Source organism: Vagococcus sp. WN80Y, from assembly GCF_059621045.1.
The window spans coordinates 37840-58138 of the sequence record NZ_JCAQHY010000174.1 but is presented as its reverse complement, the minus strand read 5'-3'; the positions used below and the strand labels follow the sequence as shown (position 1 = coordinate 58138).

The following is a 20299-nucleotide window of genomic DNA, read 5'->3' as shown; positions in this document are numbered from 1 at the left end:
ACATCTCTAGCAAGAAAGCTCCGACCTCTTTTAGCATCCTTTAAGAGACAAAAATAACAGAGGTCACACCAAGTTTTCTTCGAGTTTATTATAACACAGGGCCTCTAATTAACTAACAAATATAAGCTATTTCACCACCCCATCTAGCCCACGTTCAACTTTCATTGAGGTAATCGGAATGTAATTCAATTGTTCAACTACATTTTTTTGGACATCGTCTGTCAAAATATACTCAATAAACGCGGTGATTTCTTTTGGTGCATCCTTAGCTGTGTACATGTGCTCATAAGACCAGATTTTCCAAGAATTATCTGCTACATTTTCAGGAGTTGGTTTTACGTCATCTACTGACAAACCAAGTAATCCGTCATCAATATATGAGAACGCTAAATAGCTAATAGCACCAGGAGTTTCAGCAACAATCTTACGAACAGTTCCGGATGAATCTTGCTCTTGTGAGCTGACAGGTTGTTGACCAGCCAATGCCCATTTTTCAAACGTCGCTCTTGTCCCACTTCCCGCAGCACGGTTGACTACTAATATTTCTTGATCCTTACCGCCTACTTCTTTCCAATTCTTGATTTTTCCAGTGAAGATATCAACTAGCTGATCTGATGTGACATTAGTTACGCCTACCTCTTTATTAACAACAGGCGCAATCCCGACAACAGCAATTTGGTGATCTTCCAAAGTTGTTGCATCAATGCCTTCTTTTTCTTCCGCATAAATATCAGAGTTGCCAATTTCCACTGCACCAGTTGACACTTGACTCAATCCCGTTCCACTGCCGCCACCTTGAACCTCAATAGAATAATTAGGATTGTCAGTTTGATAAATCTCAGCAATATTTTCAACAAGGGGTTGCAAAGCCGTCGAACCAACAGCAGTTATCTCAACTTTTTTAGAGCTACCGCTTTCTGATGAACCACTTGATTCCACGCTTGGCGATCCACACCCCGCTGCTACTAAAAGTATTCCACCAAATAGAAAAGTCAAAGCCATTTTTTTCATATAAAAGTCTCCTCATTATGACATTTTTATCGTTACATCTGGTAACACACTTAGAATAACAAGTCATTGTAAAGGAACATCACGATTAATTGTAAAATTTAAGTAAAGTTAATTGGATTTACCTAATATTTACAAAAAAACATGTGATAATCTTTACAAAATTGGTACCATTAGAAATAAGACTATGACAAGTGAGGAATAAAAATGAAAAAAATCGCCGTATTATCTGATGTGCATGGCAATCTCACTGCTTTAGAAGCAGTGATTGATGACGCTTTAGCTGAAAAAGCAACAGAATTTTGGTTTCTTGGTGACTTGATTATGCCAGGCCCAGGTGCTAGTGAACTATTCAGTTTACTTGAACGAATTAACTTAACCGTCTTTGTCCGAGGTAATTGGGAGGATTGCTTCTTAGAAGGTCTAACTACTGAAATTGACTTAAATCGACCGACAGATGTCTATATTGCGCGTCTCGCCCTATATCAACAAGAACAGTTAACTCAAAAGGAGATCAACCAGATAAGCCAACTTCCCTTACAAGAATTTCGACAAATTAATGGACTAAGATTTGGCATCTCACACAATCTTCCTGATAAAAATTACGGGGCTGCCCTTTCTTCATCTGGATATCAAGAAAATTTTGATTTGCTTTTCAACTCAAAGATTGATGTAGCCGTCTTTGGTCATGTTCATCATCCAATGATGCGCTACAGTTCTCAAGATCAATTAATTATTAACCCTGGTTCTATCGGCCAACCTTTTTCAAATTGGCCTAAACTAGGATCAGATTTACGCGCTCAGTATGCTTTAATAGACATAGATGAACATGGAATTATAAACAATCATTTCAAAAAAGTTAGCTACGATATCAAAAAAGAACTCCAATATGCTCAAAAACAGCATATTCCCTACTTTGACTTATATAAAGAACTTTTAGAGACGGGGAAAAATAATACTCATAATGCCAAACGTTTGGCTGAACTCAATCAAACGTACGGGTATGTCGAAGAAGTTAAACAATTTCTTGCTAGAAAAAATTAAAACCGAACAAAAAAAGAGAGAGAACAAGCGTCCTCCTCTCTACTAATTCCTACTATTTAATATATAGCCCACTAATCTCATCTTCCTGGTTGAAACTAATGGTAAACACTCGTTTACCATTTTCATAATTAGTAATTATAACGGTTGTATAGTTACCAGATTTCTCTTCTACAGATGACTTTTCAATGTTTTTAAAACTACCAGAATCTTTAATAATTTTTTTGACCCCTTTAATCACATCCGAAGTCAATCCCTCTTTCATTTTTTCTGTTGACTGAGCAATTACTTCTTCGTAATTTTCCTCATTTATTAAGGCAATAACTGCCTCAGCTTTCTTAGTTAAGCGATCTGATGTATCTGAATCAACTTTCTTACCACAGCCCGTTAAAATGACTATACTTAAAATAATACTGACTGTTACTCCTACTATTTTTCTCATCCGTCAACCCAATCCCTTCTAATTTTTAAACAATACCCAAACAACGTAACACTTATCATTACTAGTAAACCTTCAATCACTATTACACTATTAGAAAAATACACAGGTATTATGCCAATACTTGCATCAACGCCACCATGTATCAAAATAGCAAAAAATAGGTATTTCCACTGTTTCAACGTCACACCACGCATAACCAACAACGATAAACCGATATGAAGCAAAATAGCGAATACTCTTTCAAACCCAGCTAAAGCGAAATTACCTGAGCTTAGAGACAGCAACTCTCCGGTAAAAATACCACTAATAACAGGTAAACCAACAATAATTAGAGCCTCTATTCCGCCATGGCCCAACCCAAAAAGAAAGCCATCTTGCCATCTCCGATTTTTTTTTAGCATGATTGTCATAAATAAGTGACGAAAAACTTCCTCAAATAAGCCAGCTGAGAGACCGACTAAGCTAGCAAATAAGACAGGCTGGCTAGCCTGTAACTGATGATATTCCAACAAATTAGCTGATAAAAATGCCATCATAGGTAACCGTAATAACAGTTGAGAGATAATAAATGCCAATGCTCCAACTAAATACACGTTTGATTGATGAGTTTTCATACTATAAAACAGACCTACAAACGGTAAAAATACCGCTATACTCAAAACTAAACCAATCGCAACCATCTCACCCCTCCCTCTTTCTCAAGTATATTGAGAAATAACTGTGTTTTAAAGGGATTATTCTTACTCGGTCATCTTTTAGGCATAAGTGGTCAATTATCACTCTCTCCAATTTTCATTGAAATAATTTGGCTGAAATAAGGGGCTTGAAATACTGTTTCTAGACTAGCATAATCGTATCCATCAATTAGTTTTCGCAAATTATATAAGCCATAACCTCTCGTGCCTTGTTTAGCCTTGTTGGAATAATTTTTTTGATAGATTTTCTGCAAATCAATCTCTGATTGACGGCAGCTATTCTTAACGACTAATTTTTGTTCATCCCCTACTTGAAAAAAAGCAATAACCACTTCTTTTTTTAGCGATTCTGCCGCCTCAAAAATAGCATTATCCAAAATAATCGCTAGACAACGTGTAAAATCTGCCAATCTCAAGCCTACCCTATCAATCGAAGCTGGGATGTCCAAAAAAACCGTTACTTTCTTCTGTTGGGCCTCCGTAATTTTTACACTTAATAAACTTTTAATCGATGGAATAGTGATGTAAGATAGCTTAACCAAATTAAGCGCCTGATCAGTCATTAATTCAGATGTTGGTTCAATAGTTTCGTAGTAAACTTGTTCAAGAAGAGCAAGATTCTTCTGACGAATTCCCTCATCTAAAGTCAGCAGGATATTTAGATAATCATGTCTAAAACTAGCCAACACTTCCTGATTTTTCTCCAATTCGGCTGTATAATGAAATAATTCTTGATCATTCATCTCTTGCACAATCTGTTTCATTTTTTCTTGACCAATGTGATTATAAAAGATAAACAAGCAAACGAGTAAAATAAACAAAATAACGACTAAATTTGTCGTGATTCCAATCGTTTGTCTGTTAAGAGAATCTAAAAATGCTAATTTTGGTGTTGTCATAACCATTAACAAAAAATTGCCAATAATGACGATTAAATAGCTTACTACATAAAAAGAGCTATCCGTTAAATACGTCATCGTCACACTAACTTTTTTTCGACTCACTATTATTATACCGCCAATTATCAAAGCCGTAACTAATTCTATTAAGCTGAACGTTGAAAAATAAAACGGAACTGGCAACACAATAAACAACCCATAAATGATTTGAGACACAATCAGCTTAGCCAAACTTAAAACAAACGTCGTAACACTAGCAAAATATATCAGATGAGCCAACGGTAGTTTAGGATCGCTCTTCAACGACCCAATACTTAATAAAAATAACAGAACTGTTATAAAATTAAACTCTGAATAACCTGTACTAGCCACCAATAAAATGGTTAAAAACATCATCAAGCAACTTAAAGTAGCCAATTTCCTCCAGCCTAAACAGTGATAATCAATTATTTCAACAAAAAACTGCAAATAGCAACAACTTATAATAAATAAGGCGAGCCCATCCATCACCTCTCATCTCCTTTTGATACAACTATTTTTTTCCAAACTTCTTTTAATGGTTTCGCTAAACGACGAGAAATAGGAAGTTTATCGCCATTTTCAAGACTAAGTGACCGCTCTTTAAAACTTATCTCTCTTATTTTTTGCACATTAACAACGTAAGACTGATGACATCGAACTAATCGACGATCACGTAACTCAATTTCTTTTAACTCACCATAAAAACGAATCACACTTTTCTCAGTCACCAGCTCTAATCGATGAGGTTCAGCCGTCATGATATACTCAATTTCAGAAAAATCTAGCTTTATAGATGTCTTAGGCGTCTCATAAATGAACGTATCTTGACAAATTGGCTGGATCATTGCTTGTTTGTATAGCTGCAAACACGCTTTGACAGACTTGTAAAAGTCTTCGCGCTCCAAACTCTTCTCAATAAAAGTCAAAGCAGATACCATATATTGATAAGAAATTGATGCAAATTCTGAGTGGGTCGTAACAAATACAATCATCCCTTGGGAATCCAGTTGACGTATTTGCTGAGCAACTTCTAACCCCTTCATTTGCTGATTTTTAAGTTCAATATCTAAAAAGTACAAATTAATTTGACTTGAATGAACAAGTTGTTCAAGTAAACGTTCTGGTTTTGTAGTAAAACTAACAGACAGCGACTCCAGACCTATTTCTGTACCCACCTCATGAATTAGCGCCTTTAATTTTTCTCCTTGAACAATATCATCTTCTAAAATAAATACACTCATTCTCTTTAGCCTCCGTCACAATTCATTCTTTCTCATTATTGTATCACTTTGCTTGTTACTAAAAAACACTATTAACGCAAAAAAAGAACCCTTAACGGATTCTTTTATCGATCAATTTATAGTAATTCAGCCCTTAAATCTGCTGCTGATTTAGGTGATAAGTAGCTTGGAGCAATGTCTAAAACTGTATGAGCTCCATAGTTACCTTCTGCTGCTAATTTTGCACATGCCCTCGCATAAGCAACTAATACACTCGCAGTAAATTCAGGATTGCTATCAAGTTTTAATGAATACTCAATCACTTGGTGAGAGCTCTCATGAGTCGTACCTGTATGTAGAACAGTGCCACCATGAGGCATCGCTTTATGATTAGCTGTTAACTCCTCTTGCGAAACAAAATTAACTTCTGTTTCATACTCATCAAAATAATTAGGCATTGTTGTAATCGTCGTCTCAATTTTAGCCTTGTCAACGCCCTCATCAACTACCACAAAACATTGACGAAAATGCTTATCACGAGTTGTTAATGATAACGTTTCACCCGCTTTTAAACGCGCAATAATCTCTTCATTAGGAATTGTATATTGTGTGGCATCTAAAACTCCAGGGATACGACGCAGAGCATCCGAATGACCTTGACTAACTCCCTTACCCCAAAAAGTAGTTGTTTCTCCTTCGGGTAAAATACTTTGAGCATACAGACGATTAAGACTGAACAAACCTGGGTCCCAGCCAGTTGAAATAACAGATACTGTTTTATTTTCTTTAGCTACCGCATCAACCTTAGCAAAGTGTTCGGGAATTAACGCATGTGTATCAAAACTGTCAACCGTATTGAGACTAGCTGTTAACGCTGGTGTTTGTTCAGGTAAATCTGTGGCAGAACCACCACACAAGACACAAACATCAATTTGATTTTGCATTTTGAAGACATCATCCATTACATAAACTGGTGCGCCATCAGTTTGTACGTCAGTTGGCTGTCTACGAGAGAATACCCCTACCAAATTCATATCTTGATTTTGTTTAATCGACCGCTCAACACCACGACCTAAATTACCATATCCAATAATTGCTACATTAATCATCTTAACACACCCTTCATTTTGGCTACTCAAATTATAACAAAAAAAGTAAGTCGTGACAAAATAATCTCAGGGATGTGAACTAATCCCCTTTCTGTTTCAATTAGTTTCCTCAGGTTGAACATGATAATCTTCCGTTAGTGCCAAATTAACATACTTATACGCCGTCGCCAAACCAACTTGACACTCGGCCGATATCTCTTTTAGCGAATAATGTTCGGAATAATAAAGATATTGAATTCGCTCAATTGTCTCATCACTTATTTTAGGTCGGCCACCTTGGCGTCCTTCCTTCTTAGCCTTTTCTTGTCCTAAAATAGTTCGCTTAATAATCGCAGCTTTATTTGACTTAGCGATCGCAATCACGCAAGATAAAAATTGTTGATCAGTCAAAGGTTCCGTCATATCCTGATCGATAATATGTAGAGTTTTATTTTCCTGTTGGATGCTAATTAATGAATCTAACAGCTGAACAATCGTAATCGCTTCGCCAATACTGGATAATTTGACTAAAACAATTGTTTCAGCTTGATTAGCCTCCACAAATAATTTAAAAGCTTCCAACTCTGATTTGTCTAAGTCGCGGTAAACAATCTTATCAACACCATAAGCCATTAATTGTTGCTCTTCTTCTGATGTCATTCGGGATGTATAACCTATTTTCATCCTTTCAGCACCTCCACTTACTCCAGTTTATTTTTATTATAAAGTTCTACAGGACATGACAATTTTACAATCTTTCTACCGACAACAGCCACTATTTTATCTCTTATTATGTTTACCATTATATCAAAAAAAAGACTAGCTAGCTTACCAAATTTATTTTTCAATTAAAATCAAATAAAGAAGGCTGGACAAAAGTCCCTCCCTCTCAAGATGTCGCGAATACTCTGAAGCAAGCCCACTTTATACATCAATTCTTTCTAAAAAGGACTATCTACTAATTAATTTTTAAGACCATTCAGCTGGATTTCTCTTCCAGTTTTGCAACAATTCAACATCATCGTGACTAATGTAGTCAATGGATAATGCTACATCGATCAATATGCTATAGTTCGTTAATGTTACTAGCTCAACCTGATGCTTTTCAAAGTTTTCTAGCCCCTTTGGCAACTCATAAGTAAAGATAGCTGCGACCCCTAAAACTGTCGCGCCTTCTCGCTCAGCAGCTTCTGCCGCCTCTAAGACACTACCACCAGTTGAAATTAAATCTTCAATAATCACCATTTTTTGACCTTCAGTCATACGGCCTTCAATTTGATTGCCTTTTCCGTGATCTTTCGCTTTGCCACGAATATAAACCATTGGCAAATTTAAAATTTGTGCCACCCATGCCGCATGAGGAATTCCTGCTGTGGCAGTTCCAGCAATCACTTCTACATCAGGATAACTAGCTTTAATCATTTGGGCCAATCCTTCAGCAATCGCATGGCGAACTTTAGGATAACTCATAGTAATTCTGTTGTCGCAATAAATGGGACTCTTTAAACCACTGGCCCAAGTAAAAGGATCATTAGGGCTCAAGCTTACTGCCTTTATTTCTAGTAACTCTTGAGCAATTTGTTTTGCTAATTCCGTCATTTTAGTTATCTCCATTCCATTCAGTTAATAATGCCTCATAAGCCACCACAGGATTCTTTGCCTGCGTAACTGGTCGACCGACTACAATATAATCAGATCCAATCTCGCGAGCGCCTCTTGGTGTCACGACACGCTTTTGATCACCGATCTGACTACCACTTGGACGAATCCCCGGAGTCAAACAAATAACCCCCTGACTAGTACTTGCTTTAATATCGGCTACTTCCAAAGCCGAACAAACCACACCATCTAACCCACTTTCTTGGGTCAGCCTAGCATAGTGACGCACACTCTCAGCTAAACTAACCTGAATTAACTGATCGTGTTGCATCGCTTTCTCGCTTGTAGAGGTCAATTGAGTTACTGCAATTAACAATGGCCGTTCTTGATCAGCTGCTGTCCCTTCACTCAGTCCACGTAAAGCAGCCACCATCATTGCCTGACCGCCAGCTGCATGAACATTAGTCATAGCAACTCCTAACTTAGCGATACCGCGCATTGCACTTTCAACCGTATTAGGAATGTCATGTAATTTTAAATCTAAAAAAATATCATGCCCTAATTCTTTTAGCCAAGTAACAATTGCTGGCCCTTCTTGATAAAATAATTCCATGCCAACTTTAACAAATAACTTTTCCTCTGGAAACTGTGACAAAAAAGTCGCAACCTCTTGACGATTAGGAAAATCTAAAGCAATAATTGGTCGCTCCATTTTATCTACCTTCCTTTACTTCTTTAATCAAACTAGCTAAACTAGCAATTCCCAACTCATCCATCCGTTGAGGTAACTCATTAATTAATGTCCGACACACATATGGATCGGTAAAATTAGCTGTTCCAACCGCTACAGCACTCGCTCCCGCCATATACATTTCTAAAACATCATCAACTGTGTATACACCGCCCATACCAATAATTGGAATATCAACCGCGTGAGATACTTGATGAATAAGTCGAATGGCAACTGGTTTGATCGCTGGCCCGGATAGCCCACCTGTTTGATTCGCCAAAATCGGCTGACGTGTTTTTAAATCAAGACGCATTCCCAAAAGAGTGTTAATCATTGTTAGACCGTCTGCTCCGCCCTCTTCAATGGCTTTAGCAATCGGCACAATATCTGTCACATTAGGAGACAACTTAACATAAATCGGCACACTACTCACGGCTTTAACTGCTTTGGTCAACCGGTAGGCAACCTCCGGGTCAGTACCAAAAGCAATCCCACCATGTTTTACATTAGGACATGAAATATTTAATTCAATTGCCTTTACATTTGGCACATCGCCAATTTTACCACAAACAGACACGTAATCTTCCTCAGTCGAGCCTGCTACATTTGCAATAATTGGCACATCGTAAGCTTCAAGATAAGGTAATTTTTTACTCATAACTACCTCTAAACCTGGATTCTGTAAACCAATCGCATTTAACATACCACTTGGTGTCTCAGCTACACGAGGCGTAGGATTACCAAAACGCTGTTCAACGGTTGTCGCCTTAATCATGATAGCTCCTAAAAGACTCAAATCATAATATTTGGCATATTCTTCGCCAAAACCAAAACAACCACTCGCTGGCATAATCGGATTTTTTAACTCTAGGCCTGGTAAACTAACTGCTAAACGACTCATAATCGTACCTCCCCTGTAGCGAAAATTGGTCCTTCATCACAGACTTTTTTACTCTCCCTACCACTTTCATCCTTTTGCAAATGACACACACAAGCATAACAAGCTCCCATACCACACGCCATTCTAGCCTCCAAAGATAAATAAGCGCGAGGATGATCATGAAAATTCGCTTCAACTGATTTAAGCAGTCCATTCGATCCACAGCTATAAACTGCTGTCGGCTGATACTTCTTCAAAAGCTCATCTAACAAATTCCCGACATGACCATGAATGCCGTAAGACCCATCATCTGTAGAAATATGAACCTCATCCAACGCTTTAAATTCTGTTTCGTAAAAGATGACATCCTTTTTAGCAAACCCTAGAATATGAAGCACTTTTGCCCCCTTAGCTTTAAGTTGACGTGATAATTCATAAAGTGGCGGAACGCCAATCCCACCTCCTACAATAAAGACAACATCTTCTGATGTAACATCAGAAACTGGGAACCCATTTCCCAATGGCCCCATAACATCAAGCACATCACCTGATATAAGATGACTAATATCTGCAGTTCCGTCGCCTTCCACTCGGTAAATAATGGTACATTCCGCTTTAGCCTGATCAATCTTAGCCAAACTAATTGGTCGACGTAACAACAAATCTGCCCGAGGTACTTTAATGTGAATAAATTGGCCTGGAACCTTCATTTCCTTTACCAAATCACCTGTTAAAACCAATTCGTAAATACTTGGCGCCAGCATAACTTGACTGACCACCTTCATCATTTCCTGTTTCATGATCACCCTCCTATTTGCAACAGCTTTTGAGGCCTTTTACTTTTCATCTTCTATAAGTAAGAACAGAGTAAGCTAAGCCATTTTAATCTGTTCTTACCTCTAATTTCTACAAAAATGATTAACCAAATCAACCAATTTATTATTGACTATCTAACTAAAACTATCCCATCAAAGTGCCTCAATCTGAAAGGCCCGTGATTCTAAAACCTTAAGAATCGCACTGACAGTATCCAATGACGTAAACAAAGGAACACCATGTTCTACTGCTTCTCGGCGAATCAAGAAACCATCAGAAGCTACTGAGCGTTTCTTATCCATTGTGTTGACAACAACCTGTGCGTCTCCTTTACGAATAACATCAAGAACTGTTTGGCTTCCTTCATGAGAAATCTTCGAGACTGATTTAGCCAATAGTCCGTGTTGATTAAAGTAAGCCGCAGTTCCCTCAGTTGCTACCAAGCTATAACCAATTTGTGTAAAGCGCTTGGCCAGTTCAAGACTCTCCGCTTTTGCCTCATCCGCTATGGTAAATAGCACTGAACCAAAAGCCGGCAAGTGCATTCCGCTTGCTTCAAACGCTTTGTAGAGTGCCTTATCTAGATTACTATCCGAGCCCATAACCTCGCCTGTTGATTTCATCTCAGGCCCTAAGTAGGTATCCACTAGCTGTAATTTAGCAAATGAAAAGACAGGTGCCTTCACATGAACCCCACTACTTTCTTGATAAAGTCCATCCTCATAGCCCAACTCTTTTAGGCTCTTACCTAAAATCAGCTTAGTAGCGACTTGCGACATTGGTATTCCCGTTACTTTGCTTAAAAAAGGCACCGTACGACTAGCACGAGGATTGACCTCGATCACATAAACAGTTTCTTGATGAATAACAAACTGAACATTCATCATCCCCTTACAATTTAACCCCAGTGCCAATCGCTTAGTATAATCAGCTATCGTCGCTTGTATCTCTTTAGAGAGGTTCTGAGGTGGATAAACTGCCATCGAATCACCTGAGTGAACGCCCGCTCGCTCAATGTGCTCCATGACACCCGGAATTAAAACATCCGTTCCATCACAAATGGCATCAACTTCGCACTCACGCCCAACTAAATAGCTATCTACTAAGACCGGATGCTCTGGTGAAGCTTTAACGGCTTCCAACATATAGCTTTCCAAGTCTTCCTTATTTTCAACTATCTCCATCGCTCTTCCACCTAAGACATAACTAGGACGAACTAAAACAGGGTAACCGATTCGCTCTGCAATTGCGACTGCTTCTTCTTTACTCGTCGCTGTGTCACCTGGGGGTTGGGGGATCTTAAGCTCCTTCAAAGCCTGCTCAAATAAATCACGATTTTCCGCACGATCTAAGTCCTCAATAGTTGTTCCAATAATATTAACCCCACGTTTAGTCAAAGGCTCAGCCAAATTAATAGCAGTTTGACCCCCAAATTGGACAATCACACCCATTGGTTTTTCTAACTCAATGACATTCATGACATCTTCAAGAGTCAACGGTTCAAAATACAATTTATCTGAAATAGAGAAGTCCGTTGAAACAGTTTCTGGATTACTATTCATGATAATCGCTTCGTAACCAGCTTCCTGAATAGCCTTAACTGAATGGACCGTTGCGTAATCAAATTCAACTCCTTGACCAATACGAATCGGACCTGAACCAAGAACCAGAACTGACTCCTTAGTTGATCTAATACTCTCATTTTCTTGTTCATACGTACTATAATAATAAGGGGTGACTGATTCAAATTCTGCCGCACAGGTATCAACCATCTTGTAGACAGGACGCAACTGATTATCATGTCTGAATTGACTGACACTCAACTCATCGCTTTGCCATAGTTCGGCAACCTTTTTATCGGTAAAGCCATTTTGCTTAGCTTCTGTCAAGATGTCAATATTACCAATATGTGCCGCCAATTCTTTTTCAATCTCAATAATACGTAATAACTTATCTAAAAACAATAAATCTATCTTGGTTAATTCTGCCAGTTCTTCTATTGAATAATCCCGACGCAAGGCTTCAGCCAAATAAAACAATCGGTCATCTTGAGCCTTGATAATTTTTTTCATCAACTCGTCTTCTGATACATCAGACAATTCCTTTAGTTCAATGTGATGTGTCCCAATCTCTAATGAGCGAACGGCTTTTAACAAGGATTCCTCTATATTTCGACCAATCGCCATGACTTCCCCAGTTGCTTTCATTTGAGTCCCTAGCTTCCGTTCCCCTTTTTCGAATTTATCAAAAGGCCAACGTGGAATTTTTGACACAACATAATCCAATGTCGGCTCAAATTCGGCATACGTTGTTTCAGTCACTGGATTTTTCATCTCATCAAGAGTCAAGCCAATCGCAATTTTTGCTGCTAACTTAGCGATCGGGTAACCTGTTGCTTTACTCGCTAGGGCAGATGAACGACTCACTCGAGGATTGACTTCAATCACATAATAATTGAAGCTATGCGGATCTAATGCCAGCTGAACGTTACATCCACCTTCTATCTTAAGTGCCCGAATAATTTTGAGAGAAGCATCTCTAAGCAGTTGATGCTCAATATCTGACAGTGTTTGACTAGGCGCAAAGACAATCGAATCACCTGTATGAATCCCGACAGGATCAAAGTTTTCCATGTTACACACAACAATCGCATTATCTGCCGAATCACGCATTACTTCATACTCAATTTCCTTATACCCAGCAATACTCTTTTCAATTAAACATTGAGTAGCAGGCGATAATTTCAAACCATTACTCGCAATTTCAATTAACTCCTCAACAGTATCACACATTCCGCCACCGGTTCCACCTAAAGTGAAAGCAGGTCGAACAATAATTGGAAAACCAATCTTTTCAGAAAAAGCAACTGCTTCTTCCACAGTATTAACTATTATACTTTCAGGAATCGGCTGCTCCAGTTCTTCCATTAATTGCTTAAATAAATCACGATCCTCCGCTTGGTCAATCGCTGACAATTTAGTTCCCAACAGCTCAATATCAAGCTCAGTCAAAATGCCAGATTGAGATAATTCCATCGCCATATTTAGCCCTGTTTGTCCTCCTAGTGTCGGCAAAATGGCGTCAGGACACTCTTTACGTAAAATACGTGAAACAAATTCAAGCGTAATGGGCTCAATATAGACTTTATCCGCAACTTCTTTGTCCGTCATGATTGTTGCTGGGTTAGAGTTGACCAAAATTACCTCGTAGCCTTCTTCTCTTAAAGCAAGACAAGCCTGAGTTCCTGCATAATCAAATTCCGCAGCTTGACCAATTACGATTGGACCTGAACCAATCACCATTATTCGTTTAATATCTGTTCTTTTTGGCATTAGTCAATCTCCTTCCAAGCATCCATTAATTCCATAAACTCATCAAATAAGTGAACCCCATCATGTGGACCTGGTGCAGCATCAGGGTGAAATTGAACCGTAAAAGCTGGATGTGCTTTATGGCGAACCCCTTCAACTGTGCCGTCATTAATTTCAATATGTGTGATCATTAATTTTTCATGATCGATCGATTCTTCTGCCACTGCAAAACCATGATTTTGCGAGGTAAAATCAATTCTCCCAGTAGCAATTTCTCTAACTGGATGATTGACTCCTCGATGACCAAAACGCATTTTATACGTATCCGCACCGTTAGCTAAGGCAAACAACTGATGACCTAAACAAATTCCAAACAGAGGAATTTTACCTTGAATCCCGCGAATCATCTCCAAAGCTTCCGGCAAACTTTTAGGATCTCCTGGTCCGTTGCTCAACATAACTCCATCAGGATGTAGATTTAAAATAGTTTCAGCATCTGTATTGTAAGGTAAAACTGTTAAGTTACAATGACGCTTGCTCAACTCGCGTAAAATACTGTGTTTCAATCCAAAATCAACCACCACGACATTACGACCAATTCCAGGACTAGGATATGCTTTCGTTGTCGACACCTGCTCCACTTGATTCGTTGGTAAGACTGTCGCCTTTAATTGATCAAACGCATGCTCAACATCAGCTGTTTCATCAATAAAGCTTCCCTTCATCGTACCAACAGACCGTAATTTTCGCGCAAGCATTCGTGTATCAATCCCAGCAATTCCGGGAATATTTTTACTTTTAAGAAACTCATCTAAAGTCATCTGATTGCGCCAATTTGAAGCTAACCGCGCATGCTCCTTAACAATTACCCCTTTACACGTCGGCTCAATGGATTCAAAATCATCACGATTAATTCCATAGTTCCCTACCATTGGATAAGTAAACGTAATAATCTGTCCATTAAAACTCTGATCCGTAATAGTCTCTTGATAGCCAGTCATACTCGTCGTAAAAACGACTTCCCCAGTAACCGCTCGCTCAGCACCAAAGGCTTTTCCTTCAAAAATCGATCCATCTTCTAAAATTAATAATCGTTTCACCCGCTATTCCCCCTGTTTCCAAGCCACTTTACCATCAACTAACGTCAACAATGTCCGACCTTTGACCTGCTTGCCAACGAATGGTGTATTAGTGGATTTAGATTCAAATTCTGTCTCATCAATCGCATAGTTAGTCGCAAGTTCGAAGACAGCTAAATCGGCAGGGCCACCAATCGTTAATTGTCCAGCCTCTAAGTTAAATAGCTCGGCTGGTTTAATAGTCATCCAATCAACGACTTGTGCTAGAGTGAAGATTCCTTTTTCAACAAATTCCGTATACATCAAAGCGAAAGCAGTCTCACTGCCAACAATTCCAAAAGGCGCTTTTGTCATGGTCTGATTTTTTTCCTCATGACCATGTGGCGCATGGTCCGTCGCTATACAATCAATGGTCCCATCTAACAGGCCATCGATTAAGGCTTGACGATCATCTGTTCCTCGTAGCGGTGGGTTCATCTTAAAATTACCATGATCCTGCGTGATATCTTCTTCCGACATAATCAGATGATGCGGACATACCTCACACGTAACATGAACACCTGCCCGTTTAGCATCGCGAATGATTCTTACACTTTCCTTTGTTGAGACATGACAGACATGGTAATGAACACCCGTCTCCTCTGCTAGTAAAATATCACGAGCAATTTGTGAGGATTCTGTTGCACTCATAATCCCAGGTAGCCCCAGTTTCTCAGAAACTTTCCCTTTGTGCATACACCCACCAAAGAGTAACGACTCATCCTCAGTATGAGCAACAATCGCACGGTTGTATTTTGCCGCTTCCTTCATCGCAAGATACATCGTACCAGCAGTTTGAATACCAACGCCGTCATTCGTAAAAGCAAATGCTCCCTCTTTCGTTAGTCCAGCCATATCCACCAAAACCTCAGTCCGTAACTCTTCAGTGATTGGCGCATATTGCAAAACTTTAACCACTGCATCGCGATCAATAATAGCTTGAACCTCTGCAAAGCGCGCTACGGTATCAGGAACTGGGTCAAGATTAGGCATCGCACAAACTGTCGTGTAACCACCGCGTGCAGCAGCCTTACTCCCAGTTTCAATCGTCTCTTTATAGGTAAAGCCCGGCTCTCTAAAATGGACATGAACATCAACCAGACCTGGAGTAATCAGTGCTCCCGCAACATCAATTACTTCATCAAATGAAACACCACTTGCTTCAAAGTTAACACCTATTGCCTTAACTTTACCTTCTTCTACCCAAATGTCACTTTTTATCAACTCGTTCTGACGATTAACCATTACACCATTTTTTATTAATTTAGCCATTACTTACGCCTTCCCTTCTAAGATCGCTTCTAAAATTGCCATTCGCATAAAAACACCGTTACTCATTTGTTGCACAATCCGTGATTGAATGCTCTCAACCAACGAGTCAGCCAGTTCGACATCTCGATTAACTGGCGCTGGATGCATAATAATCGCCTCAGACTGCATTCGCTTAGCCCGTTCAACCGTCAATCCATATTGCGTATGATACGCTTCCTTTGAAAAGCTTTCAGTGCCATCATGACGCTCATGTTGAACCCGTAACATCATCATAACATCGACCGTTTCAACTAACTCATCTAACGGTAAAAAGGTGCCATATGCTTGAAACTTTTTGTCGAACCACTCAGGTGGGCCAGAGAAAAAGACTTGTGCCCCTAAGCGTTTCAACATTTGCATATTAGACTTGGCAACTCGTGAATGATTAATGTCCCCAACGATCGCTACTTTTAACTGTTCAAAACCACCAAACTCTTCGTAAATAGTCAATAAATCAAGCAAACACTGAGAAGGATGTTGACCACTGCCATCCCCTCCATTAATAATTGAGCTGGTAATTGTATTACTCTGAATTAACTGATTGTAGTAATTTTCTTCCTGATGCCGTACAACACAGGCATCTACACCAATCGCTGACATTGTTAAAACTGTATCGTAAAGCGATTCTCCTTTAGTAACCGAGCTCGTTGATGTATCAAATTCAATAACTTCAAGGCCTAGACGCTTCTCCGCGACTTCAAAACTTTTGTGAGTTCGAGTACTATTTTCAAAAAACAAATTAGCTACAAAAAACTGGCGTTGCTTTGGTTTCCAATTATCACCATTCTTAAACTGCTGAGCACGCCGAATTAATCCTAAGACTTCCTGATCGCTTAACGCTTCAACTGTTAATAGATGTTTTAAACTAACTTGTTCTCTTGTAATAATCATCATCTAACCCCACTTTTCTTTTTGCTTTATCTGTTAAATTAAGTTCTTACGACTATTCTTCACTCAAGGCTTTAGCTGGTAAAATTAAGTTAAGAATGATTCCAAAAAGGGTTGCTAATGCCATTCCTGATAAGGCAAATGCTCCAGACTCAAATTTAAGTCCGCCAATTCCAACAACTAATATCACCGAAGCAATTAGTAAATTACGCTTCTGATCAAAATTCACTTGGTTATCAATCAAAATTTTCAACCCACTTGAAGCAATAACCCCGAATAGCACAAAGCTGATGCCGCCAATAACTGGCCCAGGAATACTCGTAATAATTGCGCTAATTTTGCCGATAAAAGCTAATACGATTGCTAATACCCCAGCCCCACCTAGTACAAAAACACTATGAACTCGAGTAATTGCTAAAACACCGATATTTTCACCATAACTTGTTACAGGAGGTCCACCAACTAGACTTGCCACGATTTGTGCTAAACCATCGCCGAATAGAGTTCGTGATAACCCTGGTGATTCGAAGAAATTCCGCTTAGTTAATTTATTTAGAACTGTCAAATGCCCAATGTGCTCAGTCATTGTTACAAAAGCAATGGGTGCCATTGTCAAAATTGCACTTAGATGAAGCTTCGGCTGATAGTTAACAAAAGGAATTTCAAAATCTGGCATAGCGAATAAGGGAGCATTTTTAATTAACTCCGTGTCAACAATTCCGAATCCTAGAGCGACTAAATAACCGCCGATAATCCCTAGTAAGATTGGCAACAAGCCCAAAAATCCTTTTAAATACATATTGAAGATAATCGTTAACATCAAGGTGACTAACGCCACGATTATGTATGTAGTATTGTACTCGCCAGTCGGCGTATACATCGCATTACTCGCCGCATTTCCTGCTAAGCCAAGACCAATAACCATTACTACTGGGCCAACAACAATCGGAGGTAACAACCGATCTAACCACTTTGAACCAAATTTCTTAATCAAGAATGACACAAGTAAGTATACTAGCCCCGTCGTCATGGCACCCTGAGCAATCGCTGGGTAACCCGCACCTTTATCAGCCATTAACATCTGCATAGCTGTTATAAATGCAAAACTACTTCCTAAATACGCTGGAATTTTGCCTTTCGTTACTAACATGTAAACAATCGACCCTAATCCTGAACTAAGTAACGCAATCCCTGGGTCTAACCCAACTAATTTTGGTACTAAGACCGTCGCACCAAACATGGTAAATAAATGCTGTAAACTTAGACCAAACCATTGTAACGGCTTCGGCTTATCATTAATATCTAAAACTGCATCTGGATTTCTAAACTCTTTCATTCACTTATTCCTCCTCGGTCATCTCATCTTGAGAAATAACCTACTTAATAATGTCTTGTATCACTTCTTTTTCTAACAAAAAACCTCATGTCAAAAGACATGAGGGACAATTCACTTCGCCAAAGTTAGACTGGTTACCAGTCATTGCGAATGATTGCTCTTCTCAGTCTCTCTGGACTCAATTAAAAAGCATATTTAATTTTCTTTAGCAATGCAGATACGATCTCTCTTATCTACCTCTTCCATTTCAACAACCACTTCTTCTTTAGCCGATGTTGGTAGATTTTTACCAACAAAGTCAGCTCGGATTGGCAACTCTCGGTGACCTCGATCCACTAATACAGCTAAAGAAATTTTCTCAGGTCGACCAAAATCCATCACAGCATCAAGAGCCGCACGAATCGTTCGACCCGTGTATAATACATCGTCTACTAAAATAACATGCTTACCTTCCACTGAAAAAGGAATGGTAGAGGCAGATAAATCTGGTTTAGCTTCAATTTCTTGACCTTTATCATCTCGGTAAAGCGTAATGTCTAACTCGCCAACAGGTAGCTCCAACCCTTCTAATTGCTTCATACGCTCAGCAATTCGCTGTGCAATAAAAATTCCTCGGGTTTTAATCCCGATTAAGACAATATCCTGAACCCCTTTATTCCGTTCAATTATTTCATAAGTAATCCGTGTTAAGATGCGTTTCATCGTGACATTATCGATCACTTCTTTTTCAATCATAGGTGATACTCCTCTCTTTTTTCTTAACTATTTACATAGTTCATTTCTTCCCCTAAGTACTGGCGGTCTTCGCCTTTGACACAAAGAAAAACTCCTACCTCAAAAAGGCAGGAGTTAAGTAGTTAGTTTCACTTAAATACAGTTTTCCTAAGGAATAACTGTGCGCCTTTTTAGTCTCACAGGACTAATTCTTAAAGGTGAATATTTATTAAATTTTTCTTCTAACATAGTGTATCGCTAATTCTCGAAAAATGCAATCTATTTTTCTAAACTTTTAAGAGTTTCTGCAAATAAAGTTGGAATCGGTGTTTCAAAAAATAATTCCTCCCCAGTTCTAGGGTGTATAAAACCCAAAGTTTGAGCGTGCAGGTACTGGCCTTTTCCTTCTAAGGTTTTACGAGGACCATATAACGGATCACCAGCCACCGGATGCTTAATATACTGCATATGAACCCTGATTTGATGCGTACGACCTGTTTCTAATTGACACTCAATTAATGTATACTCTTTAAAACGTTCTAAAACAGTAAAATGAGTCACCGCAGGTTTTCCACCTTCAAGCACAGCTTGTGATTTACGATTAACCTTTGAGCGTCCAATCGGAGCATCAATAGTCCCTTTCTCATGAGGAATTTCACCATGAACAAGAGCACGATATTTACGAGTAGCTGTTTTATCCTTTAGCTGCTTGCTCAAAGACTCATGAGCAGCATCATTCTTAGCAACCATCAATAAACCAGAGGTATCTTTATCTATTCGATGAACAATCCCAGGCCGAATCACGTCGTTGATACTTGATAAATTTTTTATATGATACAACAATGCGTTAACTAAAGTTCCTGTTGGATGTCCTGCAGAAGGATGCACAACCATTCCTTGAGGCTTATTGATGACCACTACATCCTCATCTTCATAAACTATTTCCAAAAGAATATTTTCTGCTTCAACCGTCAGCTCCACTGGTTTCGGTCGATTAATCTCAACAAAATCTTGATCTTTCACTTTGTAATTAGCACGCGCAATCTCTCCATTAACCCCCACACACTCGTCTTTGATCCATTGTTGAATTTGAGAACGGGAAAACTGGGGCAATATTTCTACTAATACCTTATCGAGACGACCTTTTTGGCCATCTACTGTCACTTCTAATTTTTCTAACAT

General features: G+C 39.0%; 19 protein-coding genes. 1 reads left to right on the top strand and 18 read right to left on the bottom strand.

The annotated features are described in order from the left end of the window. Window positions 1-126: 126 nt before the first annotated feature. Window positions 127-1011 (bottom strand): phosphate ABC transporter substrate-binding protein PstS family protein, encoded by an 885-nt coding sequence (locus AC5KOD_RS20605; RefSeq protein ID WP_496916469.1) that lies wholly within the window; start codon window positions 1009-1011, stop codon window positions 127-129. A gap of 204 nt (window positions 1012-1215) precedes the next feature. On the opposite strand from AC5KOD_RS20605, the gene AC5KOD_RS20600 reads away from it, so the two are divergent. Beyond that, complete coding sequence (locus AC5KOD_RS20600; RefSeq protein ID WP_496916468.1) at window positions 1216-2052, top strand: metallophosphoesterase family protein; 837 nt, start codon at window positions 1216-1218, stop codon at window positions 2050-2052. Window positions 2053-2104: 52 nt separating this feature from the next. On the opposite strand, the gene AC5KOD_RS20595 is transcribed toward AC5KOD_RS20600, so the two are convergent. The 17 genes from AC5KOD_RS20595 to AC5KOD_RS20515 all read right to left on the bottom strand — a co-directional run bounded on the left by AC5KOD_RS20595 (window position 2105) and on the right by AC5KOD_RS20515 (window position 20299). After that, the gene (locus AC5KOD_RS20595; protein ID WP_496916467.1) at window positions 2105-2491 is read right to left on the bottom strand and encodes a DUF3887 domain-containing protein; all 387 of its coding nucleotides are present in this window, start codon (window positions 2489-2491) and stop codon (window positions 2105-2107) included. Further along, window positions 2488-3171: a YhfC family glutamic-type intramembrane protease gene (locus AC5KOD_RS20590; RefSeq protein ID WP_496916466.1), complete on the bottom strand. Its 684-nt coding sequence runs from the start codon at window positions 3169-3171 to the stop codon at window positions 2488-2490. Before AC5KOD_RS20590 ends, AC5KOD_RS20595 begins: the two co-directional genes overlap by 4 nt. Before the next feature lie 89 nt (window positions 3172-3260). Next, a complete protein-coding gene (locus AC5KOD_RS20585; protein WP_496916465.1) occupies window positions 3261-4592 on the bottom strand; it encodes a GHKL domain-containing protein in 1332 nt (443 codons plus the stop codon). After that, on the bottom strand, window positions 4592-5347 hold the full coding sequence (locus tag AC5KOD_RS20580; RefSeq protein ID WP_496916464.1) for a LytR/AlgR family response regulator transcription factor: 756 nt from the start codon (window positions 5345-5347) through the stop codon (window positions 4592-4594). The genes AC5KOD_RS20585 and AC5KOD_RS20580 overlap by 1 nt, the downstream gene beginning before the upstream one ends. A gap of 116 nt (window positions 5348-5463) precedes the next feature. Further along, entirely contained in the window at window positions 5464-6435 is a 972-nt protein-coding gene (locus tag AC5KOD_RS20575) for a diaminopimelate dehydrogenase (RefSeq protein WP_496916463.1), read from the bottom strand. Window positions 6436-6531: 96 nt separating this feature from the next. Further along, window positions 6532-7098 carry a recombinase family protein gene (locus AC5KOD_RS20570; RefSeq protein WP_496916462.1) on the bottom strand — a complete coding sequence of 189 codons (567 nt, stop codon included), beginning with the start codon at window positions 7096-7098 and terminating at the stop codon, window positions 6532-6534. A 285-nt stretch (window positions 7099-7383) separates the two neighbouring features. After that, window positions 7384-8013 carry an orotate phosphoribosyltransferase gene (pyrE, locus tag AC5KOD_RS20565; protein WP_496916461.1) on the bottom strand — a complete coding sequence of 210 codons (630 nt, stop codon included), beginning with the start codon at window positions 8011-8013 and terminating at the stop codon, window positions 7384-7386. Between the two features lies 1 nt (window position 8014). Continuing rightward, window positions 8015-8725, bottom strand: coding sequence for an orotidine-5'-phosphate decarboxylase (gene pyrF / locus AC5KOD_RS20560; protein ID WP_496916460.1), 711 nt, complete (start codon window positions 8723-8725; stop codon window positions 8015-8017). Window position 8726: 1 nt separating this feature from the next. Then, window positions 8727-9644 (bottom strand): dihydroorotate dehydrogenase, encoded by a 918-nt coding sequence (locus AC5KOD_RS20555; protein WP_496916459.1) that lies wholly within the window; start codon window positions 9642-9644, stop codon window positions 8727-8729. Then, window positions 9641-10423, bottom strand: coding sequence for a dihydroorotate dehydrogenase electron transfer subunit (locus AC5KOD_RS20550; protein ID WP_496916458.1), 783 nt, complete (start codon window positions 10421-10423; stop codon window positions 9641-9643). Before AC5KOD_RS20550 ends, AC5KOD_RS20555 begins: the two co-directional genes overlap by 4 nt. A gap of 168 nt (window positions 10424-10591) precedes the next feature. Continuing rightward, a complete protein-coding gene (carB, locus tag AC5KOD_RS20545; protein WP_496916457.1) occupies window positions 10592-13771 on the bottom strand; it encodes a carbamoyl-phosphate synthase large subunit in 3180 nt (1059 codons plus the stop codon). Further along, entirely contained in the window at window positions 13771-14850 is a 1080-nt protein-coding gene (locus tag AC5KOD_RS20540; RefSeq protein WP_496916456.1) for a carbamoyl phosphate synthase small subunit, read from the bottom strand. The genes carB and AC5KOD_RS20540 overlap by 1 nt, the downstream gene beginning before the upstream one ends. 3 nt (window positions 14851-14853) lie before the next feature. Beyond that, window positions 14854-16140: a dihydroorotase gene (gene pyrC, locus AC5KOD_RS20535; protein ID WP_496916455.1), complete on the bottom strand. Its 1287-nt coding sequence runs from the start codon at window positions 16138-16140 to the stop codon at window positions 14854-14856. A gap of 3 nt (window positions 16141-16143) precedes the next feature. Beyond that, entirely contained in the window at window positions 16144-17070 is a 927-nt protein-coding gene (locus AC5KOD_RS20530; RefSeq protein ID WP_496916582.1) for an aspartate carbamoyltransferase catalytic subunit, read from the bottom strand. Between the two features lie 52 nt (window positions 17071-17122). After that, the gene (locus tag AC5KOD_RS20525) at window positions 17123-18403 is read right to left on the bottom strand and encodes a solute carrier family 23 protein (protein WP_496916454.1); all 1281 of its coding nucleotides are present in this window, start codon (window positions 18401-18403) and stop codon (window positions 17123-17125) included. Between the two features lie 195 nt (window positions 18404-18598). Then, entirely contained in the window at window positions 18599-19138 is a 540-nt protein-coding gene (gene pyrR, locus AC5KOD_RS20520) for a bifunctional pyr operon transcriptional regulator/uracil phosphoribosyltransferase PyrR (protein ID WP_496916453.1), read from the bottom strand. A 258-nt stretch (window positions 19139-19396) separates the two neighbouring features. Next, the gene (locus tag AC5KOD_RS20515) at window positions 19397-20299 is read right to left on the bottom strand and encodes an RluA family pseudouridine synthase (protein ID WP_496916452.1); all 903 of its coding nucleotides are present in this window, start codon (window positions 20297-20299) and stop codon (window positions 19397-19399) included.